Source organism: Martinezella dioscoreae (genome assembly GCF_009176305.1).
In the GTDB taxonomy this organism is placed as follows: Bacteria; Pseudomonadota; Alphaproteobacteria; order Rhizobiales; family Rhizobiaceae; genus Rhizobium; species Rhizobium dioscoreae.
The window spans coordinates 233,863-245,099 of the sequence record NZ_BLAJ01000005.1 but is presented as its reverse complement, the minus strand read 5'-3'; the positions used below and the strand labels follow the sequence as shown (position 1 = coordinate 245,099).

The following is an 11,237-nucleotide window of genomic DNA, read 5'->3' as shown; positions in this document are numbered from 1 at the left end:
GGTCGATCCCCATCGTGATCCCGCCGTCTACTTTCATGCGTCAGCTGCGATAGGCCGGCTGCGGGCGCGATGATCGGATTTTTCGCTGTATCGGGCGCTCGATGCCCAGGTAGCAAACGACGGCAAAGGCCAGCGAACCCAATGCGATAGGCATCGGCTGCATATCGTGCGGCACTCCGATGCGCAAAAGCAGTGCAGTGACCAGGATGCCGGTCAGGACGTGCCAAACATAGATGGAATAGGAGGCATCCCCCAGGAAATGCAGGAACGCCAGCTGTGGCACGCCTCGTTCCCGCTCGGCAAAAACAGCGCCTGACAGCAGCAACACTGCCGGTATGCCCCAGCGTACCGCCCGCTCCAAATGGATCAGCGGGTCGCTCGCCACAAGCAGCACAACGCCGACGATCATCAAGCCGACGGCGGCGGGAAAAGGCAGTCGAAAACCCTGTTTCCACAGGCGCCCGATGATGATGCCGGCGGCAAATTCCAGAATGACCGGCTGTGTGAAAACACTGAGGTAGCCGGGAGGCAGCAGGTAATGCGCAATCACAATGGTCACCAGGGCCACCATCAGGAACCATAGCCGCCTGAATTCCGGCACAAGCAGCGAAATTGAAAAAATGAGATAGAAGAACATCTCGTAGGACAGCGTCCATCCCTGCTCGACGACAGGGTGCAGGGCTTCGTCCTTCATGAAGGGCACGAAAAACAGCGAGCCGATCAAGTTCTCGATGCTCGAATTCGTGTCGAAGAAGAATTGCGGCTTCAGCACGGCAACGATGAAGGTTGCCGCCGTCGCGATCCAGTAAAGCGGCACGATCCTGATGAGCCGGCGCCACATGAATTCCTGCGGGCCGAGCGATCTTCCGTCGGTCGTGACCCACATGATGAAACCGCTGATGACGAAGAATATATCGACCCCAGCTGCTCCGCTCTTGAACTCCAGGCCATATGTTTCGCAGACATGGAAGCAAAGAACGGAAATCGCGGCGATGGCCCGCAGATATTGAATGCTCGCGATATCGCTGCCGATTTTCAAAGCGGTGCCTCACACGATTGAACTGCTATCTCCGATGCCCCGAGGGCCAGATTCAGCGATAAAATGCGTCGAAAGGCCGGGCACCGTGCATGACGGGTTTGAGGCTCGGCAGACCGAATATTGCTGCATGTTGCTGCAGCAACAATTTCAATGAAAATGGATCATTTCCCGCCGGTTTCGTGGCCGAAATCGGGCAATTGGATGTAGGGACGAGTGCTCATAAAGCCGAACGCTTGTGCAGGAGCTTCGCAATCCGCCGAAACCGCTTAGACCGCTCGAACTTCGGCAAGCCGCTTGACCGAGTATTCGTCCTGCCAACAGACAGCAGCTTCCCATGCGGCTGATGCCTGTGCGGCGATATCATATGCACCATCGTCAAGATCGGCAGCGTTGTCGGGCAACACGAGGTCGAGGTCTGGAACGTCGACATGTGACTCATCCCAGTCGATCAAAGCGACGCGATCTGCAGTCATGCGGATGTTGCCAGGGTTGTTAGGATTTCCATGGACGACGCATGTTTGACGCCCGACAAGCCGCGCCCAAGCTGCTCGGCATCGGGTGACGCCCTCGGATGGCATTGCGGCAAGGTTGACCCTCGTTCCGGTTTCGACATGCAGAAGGTCGGTTGACGATCTCCAACCGGGACGCTGCGGCCAGCCTCGCGTCAATCGGTGCAGCTTGCGGAGCGTCTCGGCAACGCGACGCCAATCGGCCCCCGTTTCGGGCGGCCCGCCCTCCATGTATTTCATTACCATCAGACCATCCACGAAGAGTCGGCCATCCGTCGTCGGGATCGGCGTCGGAACGGTCATGCCTTCGCGGTCGAGGTATTGGAGTAGCTCCGTTTCCCAGGCGAGATCAGCGTCGGTTCTGAAGCCGAGACGTCCGACCGCAATCTGCCCGTCGACGCGAATACTCCATACGTCGTTGGCAACTCCGCCAGTCAGTGGTTCGATGCGAACTGCGTCCTCACCCCATTGCCCGAGTGCTTCCCATCCCATTGGCGATACCCTTGGCGCGTTATTGGTGCTGATTTGGCCTCGGCCGCAGGCGCGGACATCACCAATTAACGCGAGTTTGGCAAACTCGGCAAGTTGTGTTGTTACGTCTACTCCAGGGACATCCAGGCGTTTGTAGTGCCCCTCAAAGCCGCGATTCCTCGCTATCGGATCGAATATTTCCTGACAGGGTGCGGTTGCGCGCAGTCAGCGTCTCGCTCCATCAGGAAGCACTGTAGCGACGCTCGCGATGATAGCTCCGAAACGAATTCACCGGGCCATTGCGGACCCGGTGAGCTTTTGGATGATGCTACTGACTTTGCGATAAACGTAATGCCGATACCCCAACGTTCACGTCATCCTAGACGATCCATTGAACACTCAGCTGCAGCCGCTCGTTGCTCCACACGTGTCGCACTTCTCGCAAGTTCCATTCCGGACCATCGTGAAGTTCTGGCATTCCGTGCACATGTTGCCCGTGTAGCCCTGCATGATGGAGCGGGCGCGGCGTTCGGATTCCAGCTTCTTGGCTTCCGTCTTGGCATTGGCAGCTTCGCTTGCTGCATTATCGGTGAAAAGGCCCGTCGCGGATTCGGAGATGACTTCCTCTGCGATCTCTTCGGCCAGTTCCTTCGCACGCTCCTCATAATCGCGCTTGAAGGCGACGACTTCTGAGGTCGAGACCGAGCTTGCCGGTTCCAGCTTGCGGACCGTGTTGCCGGCAAAGGCGGTAACAGTCGAAAGCGAGGCGGCGCGGGCAGGGGTGGCCGTTGCCGAACCCTTGGCGTCTGCCGAACGATCACCCGATGTCGGAACCAGCGTCGGCTTGTAGCCGCGGGTCAGGCCCTTGGAGACGACATCGGCCTTGCCTTCGGAAACGCCGCGGCCAAGCGCCGTGTTGTTGAAGTCGGACGTGTCGACGTGAGCGAGATCGTGGCGGCCGAGATAGGAGATCGCCAGTTCGCGGAACACGTAGTCGAGGATCGACGTCGCATTCTTGATGGCGTCATTGCCAGTGACGATGCCCGCCGGCTCGAACTTGGTGAAGGTGAAGGCGTCGACATATTCCTCGAGCGGCACGCCATACTGCAGGCCGAGCGAGACGGAGATCGCGAAGTTGTTGATGAAGGCGCGCAGAGCCGAGCCTTCCTTATTCATATCAAGGAAGATTTCGCCGAGACGGCCGTCGTCATATTCGCCGGTACGCAGGAAGATGGTGTGACCGCCGATCTTGGCCTTCTGAGTATAGCCCTTGCGGCGGCTCGGCAGCTTTTCCTGCGTGCGGACGACCTTTTCGATCACCCGCTCGACGATCTTTTCCGTGATGGTCACGGCCTGCGCGGCTGCCGGAGCCTGCAGGAATTCCTCCAGCGCATCCTCATCGCTGTCATCCTCGATCAGCGAAGCGTTCAGCGGCTGGCTGAGCTTGGAGCCGTCGCGATAGAGCGCGTTGGCCTTCAAGCCGAGCTTCCAGGAGAGCATGTAGGCATTCTTGCAATCCTCGACGGTTGCCTCGTTCGGCATGTTGATCGTCTTGGAGATGGCACCCGAGATGAACGGCTGGGCTGCAGCCATCATGCGGATATGGCTCTCGACCGAGAGATAACGCTTGCCGATCTTGCCACAGGGGTTGGCGCAATCGAAGACGGCCAGATGCTCGTTCTTGAGGAACGGAGCGCCTTCCAGCGTCATCGCACCGCAGACATGGATGTTGGCGGCTTCGATATCCTTCTTGGAGAAGCCGAGGTGCTCAAGCAGGTTGAAGCTCATATCGGCCATCTGCTCGTCGGACACCTTCAGCGTGCCCTTCAGGAAGTCGGCGCCGAGCGTCCACTGGTTGAAGACGAACTTGATGTCAAAGGCGCTCTTCAACGCAGCGTTGACGGCATCGACCTTCTCGGCGGTGAAGCCCTTGGCCTTCAGCGCCGATGGGTTGATGGCCGGAGCCTGGTTCAGGTTGCCGTGACCGACGGCATAGGCCTCGATTTCGGCGATCTGGCTTTCGGAATAGCCGAGCGTGCGCAGGGCTTCCGGAACGGCGCGGTTGATGATCTTGAAGTAGCCGCCGCCGGCGAGCTTCTTGAACTTCACCAGGGCGAAGTCCGGCTCGATGCCGGTCGTGTCGCAATCCATGACGAGGCCGATCGTGCCGGTCGGCGCGATCACGGTTGCCTGCGCGTTGCGGTAGCCGTGCTTTTCGCCGAGTTCCAGCGCCTTGTCCCAGGCCGCCTTGGCATGGGCGACGAGATCCTGGTCCGGATTGTCGGAATGGATCAGCGCCACCGGATTGACCGACAGGCTCTCATAGCCCGAAGTCTCGCCGTAAGCGGCGCGGCGATGGTTACGGATGACGCGCAGCATGTTTTCGCGGTTCGGCTTGAACATCGGGAAGGTCCCGAGTTCGGACGCCATTTCGGCCGAGGTCGCATAGGCGATGCCGGTCATGATCGCCGTCAGCGAGCCGGCGATGGCGCGGGCTTCGTCCGAGTCGTAGGGAATGCCCGACGACATCAGCAGGCCGCCGATATTGGCGTAGCCGAGGCCGAGCGTGCGGTATTCGTAGGAAAGTTCTGCGATGCGGCGCGAGGGGAACTGCGCCATCATGACAGAGATTTCGAGAACGACGGTCCAGAGGCGGACGGCATGTTCGTAGTCGGCGATGTTGATGCGCTTCGTCGCTGCGTCCTTGAAGGTCATCAGGTTCAGCGAAGCGAGGTTGCAGGCCGTGTCGTCGAGGAACATGTATTCCGAGCACGGGTTAGATGCGCGGATCGGGCCGGCAGCCGGGCTGGTGTGCCAGTCGTTCATCGTCGTGTTGAAGTGCAGACCCGGATCGGCCGATGCCCAGGCGGCGTAGGAGATGGACTCCCAGAGGTCGCGAGCCTTCAGCGTCTTGACGACCTTGCCGTCCTTGCGGGCGGTCAGGTTCCAATCGCCGTCATTCTCGACGGCACGCAGGAAGTCGTCCTTGATCGAGACGGAGTTGTTGGAGTTCTGGCCGGATACGGTGAGGTAGGCTTCCGAGTCCCAGTCCGTGTCGTAGGTCTTGAATTCGAGATCCTTGTAGCCCTGGCGAGCGAACTGGATGACGCGCTGGACGTAGTTTTCCGGAACCTGATCCTTCTTGGCAGCACGGATCTCGCGCTTCAGGGCAGGGTTCTTGGCCGGGTCGAAGCAATCGTCATTGTCGCCTTCGCAATTGACCGTCGCCTTCATGATCGCCTTCAGGTGCTTGGCGACGATCTTCGAGCCGGTCACAAGGGCGGCAACCTTCTGCTCCTCCTTGACCTTCCAGTTGATGTAGTCCTCGATATCGGGATGGTCGATGTCGACGACCACCATCTTGGCGGCGCGGCGGGTCGTGCCGCCCGACTTGATAGCGCCGGCAGCGCGGTCACCGATCTTCAGGAAGCTCATGAGGCCGGAAGAACGGCCGCCGCCGGAAAGCTTTTCACCTTCGGCGCGCAACATCGAGAAGTTCGAGCCGGTGCCGGAGCCATACTTGAAGAGGCGGGCTTCGCGAACCCACAGATCCATGATGCCGCCTTCGTTGACGAGATCGTCTTCGACGGACTGAATGAAGCAGGCATGCGGCTGCGGATGCTCATAAGCCGACTTGGACTTGGTGAGCTTGCCGGTGAAGGGGTCGACATAATAGTGGCCCTGGCCGGGGCCGTCGATGCCGTAGGCCCAGTGCATGCCGGTGTTGAACCATTGCGGGGAGTTCGGCGCGACGCGCTGGGTGGCGAGCATATAGGCAAGCTCGTCACGGAAAGCGGAGGCGTCTTCTTCGGACGAGAAGTAGCCGCCTTTCCAGCCCCAGTAGGTCCACGTGCCGGCGAGGCGGTCGAAGACCTGGCGCGCATCGGTTTCGGAACCGCTCTGCTGATCCTTCGGCAGGTCCTTCATGGCCGCATCGTCGGGCACGGAACGCCACAGGAAGGAAGGAACGTCGTTTTCCTCGACCTTCTTCAGCTTGGCAGGCACGCCCGCCTTGCGGAAATATTTCTGCGCCAGAATGTCGGCCGCGACCTGCGAAAACTGCGCGGGTACGTCGATGTTTTCGAGGCGGAACACGATCGAACCGTCAGGATTCTTGATCTCGCTCGTCGCCTTGCGGAATTCGATGTCCGCATAGGGTGACTGGCCGGCCTTCGTAAAACGACGTTCGATGCGCATGGTCCCAATCCTTCATTCGTTGGTATGCGCCTGCATGAAAACAGGGCGCAAAAATTCTCATTCCGGCATTGCGAATTCAACGCGCAGCCAGCTTCCGATCCGCTCTTTGACAGGAGGTGTCACCCGGAGATGTCTTTCCTGTATCTTGTGGTGATGGTGGCTGCAAACACTAAATATAGTATTAACAGCTTATTGCCGCCAGTCCCCGCATGTATTTTTTCGGCAGCTCGAGATCGACACAAAAACCCTCACGGCGGGCCACCTGCACAGGTGAATCGCGTTGAATCCAAATCCGATTTCGAATTGAGAACCAGTCCTCGTAACCCCGCCTGGTCCAGTCGCCGCCGCAACGTCGTCCATTAACTTTGAAAGACCCGATTCCGTCAAGGGGTGGTTTGTAATGGATTGCTAACCACAATATCTTGTGGGCTCGCCTGTGGAAACTGGGGAAATGCCAGTAGGCTAAGAGATTCAAGAGCTTGAGGAGGGATGCTCGCCCTTCGCGCGACCGTTGGTGCAGCAAGTATCATCACCGGCGGTGTCGAAAGCGACAAAATTGTGACCGTGACCTCGATGCCATTGGCAGCGCCGCAAATTCATGCCGTGGCGCATCATGATTCGCGCGGAAAGCCTTGAATCTCACGCTTTCTCGCCTTTGTGATGCCCACTAAATCTAGTGGGCGCCGTAGCGCCCACCTCTATTACCACTATTCGAATCACATTTCGCGACGGCGCATGAATCGTGACTGATTCGCGTGCCGGCAGCGGGAGATCAGCCGCGATGGCCCTTGGCGATTGGCTCCTGATAGGTGAAGCCCATGTCCCAGGGGAAGTAGATCCAGGTGTCCTGGCTAACCTCGGTGATGAAGGTGTCGATCGTGGGAACGCCGGTCGGCTTGGCGTAGACGCAGGCGAAATGCGCCTTGGGCAGCATGGCGCGGACTTCGAGAGCCGTCTTGCCGGTATCGGTGAGATCGTCGATGACAAGGACGCCTTCGCCGCCATTGACCGATAGTTCCGGTGCGATGCCCTTGAGCAGGTTCATTTCGCCCTGGCTGGAATAATCGTGATAGGAAGCGACACACACCGTCTCGATCAGCCGGATATTGAGCTCGCGAGAGATGATGGCAGCCGGCACGAGGCCGCCGCGGGTAATGCAGACGATTGCCTTGAATTCACGGTTCAGGCCGGCAAGCCGCCAGGCAAGCGCGCGCGCATCGCGATGGAACTGATCCCAGGATACGGGAAAGGCTTTATCGGGCAGGGACATGGCAGAAAGCTCCGGGGCATGGAATAACGACGCACCGGCAGCGCCGGTGACCCTGAGCAGACCCCGCGGCGGGCGCGGACCAAGAACCAAATCCGGAACGCGATTCGCTTGCTATCTGCCTGAACGGGATCTTATCCGGGAAAGCCTGGGCTTTTCGGGATCATGCCCCTTCGACCGCGCGAACGGTTCCCTGGCGGGAATTCTGTCATCGGTCGCTGCTTTCTGCTGGATTTACGGGCAAAAGGCAATAGCCGCGAAGCGGCCAACCGATGCACATTTGCACCGGTTGACACAGGATTTGAGCTTTCAGCCGCTCAGCGGGCCAGCAGCGTCATTGCTGTCATCGATTGCAGCAGAGTGCGCGTCGTGCCACCGAAGATCATCTGCCATAGCCAGGAATGCGTATAGGCGCCCATAACAAGCAGGTCGATGCTGTCATCCGCCAGGCGGTTTTCGATGACCTGCGACGGCGTCGACTTGCCGCTGCAGGCTGCCGTTTCGAACTTGGCGCGCACGCCGTGGCGCGTCAGCGCCGCGGCTATCCGGACGCCGGTCTCCTTGGACGGATGAGGGTCCTTTTCCGACGTGCTGACGGAAAGGATCTCGACCGAATCCGCAGCCTTGAGGAAGGGCAGGGCGTCGAAGGTGGCGCGGGCCACTTCCTTGGAGCCGTTCCAGGCGATCAGCACGCGGCGGACGGGCTTCGGCTCCTTGAGAATATAGGGGATCAACAGGACCGGCCGGCCGCTGTCGAACAGGAAGGTTTCGACATCGACCTGGGTATCGGCATATTTCGACGGGTCCGGCTGCACGGCCACCAGCAGATCGGCACTGCGGGCACTTTCGATCAGCGGTTCGGTGCCGTAGCCGACCGTACTGGCAAAGCTGTGCCATTCATAGTCGATACCAGCGGCTTCCATCCTTGAGCGGAACACCCGTTCGATTTCGACCGCCTGATTATGGGCGACATCCTGAAGCGCCTGAACCGCAACGGGGTCCGGAATCTCCATCGGCGCCACCAGCGGCACGGTCGAGACGATTTCCGCATGAAGCCCGACGATATGGGCGCCGTGCTCCTTTGCGAGCGCCGCCGAAAACGCGGCAGCGATGCGCGTATTGTCGGGATTGTCGAGAACGGTCACTATCGTTTTGTAGGACATGAAGAGATCTCCCATGCGGAAGGGTTGGATCGGATCATGATATCAGCATTCCGCTACAAGATAATGCTCCGAATGGTCTCAGAGTTCCCTGGAAAGTACACACCTTCGTTAAAGGTCAGGCCTCAGCTGACTGATTTTCCTTGGCTTTCGACTGTCGGATGGCTTCGATCATTGCGCGTACTTCCGCTGCGACACTTTCGACCAATTCCGCCGAGCGGCCCCTGACGACGATCTCGGTCGAGAAGAATTGGCCGACATAACGCGGGTAGGAGCCAATGCTGGTATCTGGATGTGCCTTCTGGATAAGGCCGAGCGGCGTGCCGATCTCACCTTCGCCATAAGGGCAGGAAATCGCTGTTGATAGCACCTTTGCGCCAGTCCTTAGCGTCGGTATGACATTGTCGAGCATCGCCTGAAAAACCTGCGGCACGCCGGCCATGACGTAGACGTTGCCGATGTTGAAGCCGGGCGCAGTCGAGACCGGATTGGCGATATGCTTCGATCCCACAGGCATCCGGGCCATGCGCTGGCGAGCCTCGGTGAATTCCATCTCGCGCCGTGCGTACATTTCGCCCATGATCCGCATGGCTTCGGCATCGTGCTCGCAGGGCACGCTAAAAGCCTTGGCGACGGCATCGGCGGTGATATCGTCATGCGTCGGGCCGATGCCGCCTGAGGTGAAGACGTAATCATACTGAGCGCGCAGGGCGTTCAGCGCCGAAACGATCGCCTCCTCATCATCGGCGACGATGCGAACTTCCTTCAGGTCGATGCCGGCCAGCAGCAGCACATCGGCAAGATGGCCGATATTCTTGTCCTTCGTCCGGCCGGAGAGCAGTTCGTCGCCGATGGCCAGCATGGCGGCTGTGACAATGATTTCGTTCGACATGAAGATATCCAGGACAATGCGCAGTCGGCGCGTTCAAAAGTGTTCGAGATAGGTAGCGCTGTTTGCAGCGATTGCAAACGCTCGTTTTCACTCGACCGCAGGTCCCGGCAAATATTGCAAATGAAATTGCGTCTACGCAGGTTGAACAGTGCGTTCTGAGCGTGGGGGCTGCGCCCTTGTCGCATCGCTGATACAACATTCCCCGACATTCAACGCGTCCAACAAACGGGAGACGTTCTTATGGCTAAGGTTCTGGTTCTCTATTATTCTTCCTACGGTCACATCGAGAAGATGGCCTATGCCGTCGCAGAAGGTGCAAAGTCCACCGGCGCCGACGTCACCGTCAAGCGCGTGCCGGAACTCGTTCCGGAAGAAGTCGCAAAGGCCTCTTATTTCAAACTCGATCAGGAAGCTCCGATCGCAACGCCGGATGAACTGGCAGACTATGACGCCATCATCGTCGGCGCCGGTACGCGCTTCGGCACGGTCGCCTCGCAGATGCGCAATTTCTGGGATCAGACCGGCGGCCTGTGGTTCGGCGGCAAGCTCGTCGGCAAGGTCGGCTCGGTCTTCACCTCATCCGCGACCCAGCACGGCGGCCAGGAATCCACCATCCTCGGCTTCATCCCGACGCTTCTCCACCACGGCATGGCCGTCGTTGGGCTACCTTACGCCTTCCAGGGCCAGATGGGCACAGAAGAAGTCAAGGGCGGTTCGCCCTACGGCGCCTCCACCATCACCAACGGCGACGGCTCCCGCCAGCCATCCGAAATCGAACTGGAAGCAGCAAAGTTCCAGGGCGCACACGTCGCCAAGATCGCTGCCAAGCTCACGGCTTGATTTGAATCCGCATATCGATTGAGAGAGGCGCGGCGAAGGCTGCGCCTCTTTTCATTGGGATTTTGATGAAGTTTGATTTTTGGTGCGGACGACGGGGGTCGAACCCGTACAGCCAAAGGCCGAGGGATTTTAAGTCCCTTGCGTCTACCAGTTTCGCCACGTCCGCGTGCCTTTCCCCATCAAGCACTTGAGCGATTCAGTCAAGGATTGTTTTGCAGGAGGGAGCCGATCGGCGTCAGCCTGACATGCTCGGCTCAGCGACCCTTGAGAACGCTGACAAGCGCCGGTGTCACCTTCTTCTGTTGGAACATGGCCTTAAAATCGGCATAGCTGATCTTTCCCGATACCACACCGTTCATCAGTCGCTGACAAAAGAGCCGCTTTGCGTCGCTTCTTTGAGATTTGACGTAGAAAGCGATTTCATCCAGCGTTTCTGGTGGCAGGCGCTGCGACATGCACTTGTCGATGACCTGCGCTCGTGCCGTCGGGCTTTCCTTCATAATGGGGATGTTCTTCTCGAAGCTTTTTTCCTGCGAGGCGCAGGAAGCAAGCACCGCAAGAGTGAAAGCGATTATAGCTGGGCGCATAAGGCGCATGACGATGTTCTCCCCTTGAACAAAACTGGGATACACATCTTTCGCGCGATTCTCAATCCTATGTGCAAGTATAAGTTAATGCCAGCATGGATAAGCGAAGCCCGCCGTAGCCGACGATCGGATTTAAGGCGGGCCTCTAACCATCATCATGATGGCTGTGTCATATTGGACGCAGGGGGAGCTTGGCTGTCAATTCACAGATTTAGGGGTTTCGACAGTCAGGGGCATAAATGGTTAATGACTTGTTCGGTGCGGCCAATCTTGCC

General features: G+C 58.7%; 8 protein-coding genes and 1 tRNA gene. 1 reads left to right on the top strand and 8 read right to left on the bottom strand.

The window, feature by feature from the left end; genetic code table 11:
• Window positions 1–40 precede the first annotated feature (40 nt).
• From GDN47_RS21990 to GDN47_RS21965, 6 genes are all read right to left on the bottom strand, one after another.
• Window positions 41–1,039 carry an acyltransferase family protein gene (locus GDN47_RS21990; RefSeq protein ID WP_233790052.1) on the bottom strand — a complete coding sequence of 333 codons (999 nt, stop codon included), beginning with the start codon at window positions 1,037–1,039 and terminating at the stop codon, window positions 41–43.
• 266 nt (window positions 1,040–1,305) lie between these two features.
• Window positions 1,306–2,040, bottom strand: a complete 735-nt coding sequence (locus GDN47_RS21985; RefSeq protein WP_113352651.1) for a phosphotransferase enzyme family protein — start codon at window positions 2,038–2,040, stop codon at window positions 1,306–1,308.
• A gap of 378 nt (window positions 2,041–2,418) precedes the next feature.
• Window positions 2,419–6,216 (bottom strand): vitamin B12-dependent ribonucleotide reductase, encoded by a 3,798-nt coding sequence (locus tag GDN47_RS21980; protein WP_152094250.1) that lies wholly within the window; start codon window positions 6,214–6,216, stop codon window positions 2,419–2,421.
• 772 nt (window positions 6,217–6,988) lie between these two features.
• The gene (gpt, locus tag GDN47_RS21975; protein ID WP_069611931.1) at window positions 6,989–7,486 is read right to left on the bottom strand and encodes a xanthine phosphoribosyltransferase; all 498 of its coding nucleotides are present in this window, start codon (window positions 7,484–7,486) and stop codon (window positions 6,989–6,991) included.
• 314 nt (window positions 7,487–7,800) lie between these two features.
• The gene (locus GDN47_RS21970) at window positions 7,801–8,646 is read right to left on the bottom strand and encodes a universal stress protein (RefSeq protein WP_152094249.1); all 846 of its coding nucleotides are present in this window, start codon (window positions 8,644–8,646) and stop codon (window positions 7,801–7,803) included.
• 115 nt (window positions 8,647–8,761) lie between these two features.
• Entirely contained in the window at window positions 8,762–9,535 is a 774-nt protein-coding gene (locus tag GDN47_RS21965) for a competence/damage-inducible protein A (RefSeq protein ID WP_152094248.1), read from the bottom strand.
• Window positions 9,536–9,775: 240 nt separating this feature from the next.
• Here GDN47_RS21965 and wrbA point away from each other — a divergent pair, with 240 nt between their 5' ends.
• Entirely contained in the window at window positions 9,776–10,375 is a 600-nt protein-coding gene (gene wrbA / locus GDN47_RS21960; protein ID WP_152094247.1) for an NAD(P)H:quinone oxidoreductase type IV, read from the top strand.
• 80 nt (window positions 10,376–10,455) lie between these two features.
• Here the strand turns inward: wrbA and GDN47_RS21955 are convergent.
• Together GDN47_RS21955 and GDN47_RS21950 are read right to left on the bottom strand one after the other, a co-directional pair.
• Window positions 10,456–10,541, bottom strand: a tRNA-Leu gene (locus tag GDN47_RS21955).
• Between the two features lie 88 nt (window positions 10,542–10,629).
• Window positions 10,630–10,971 (bottom strand): hypothetical protein, encoded by a 342-nt coding sequence (locus tag GDN47_RS21950; protein WP_069611935.1) that lies wholly within the window; start codon window positions 10,969–10,971, stop codon window positions 10,630–10,632.
• Between the last annotated feature and the right edge of the window lie 266 nt (window positions 10,972–11,237).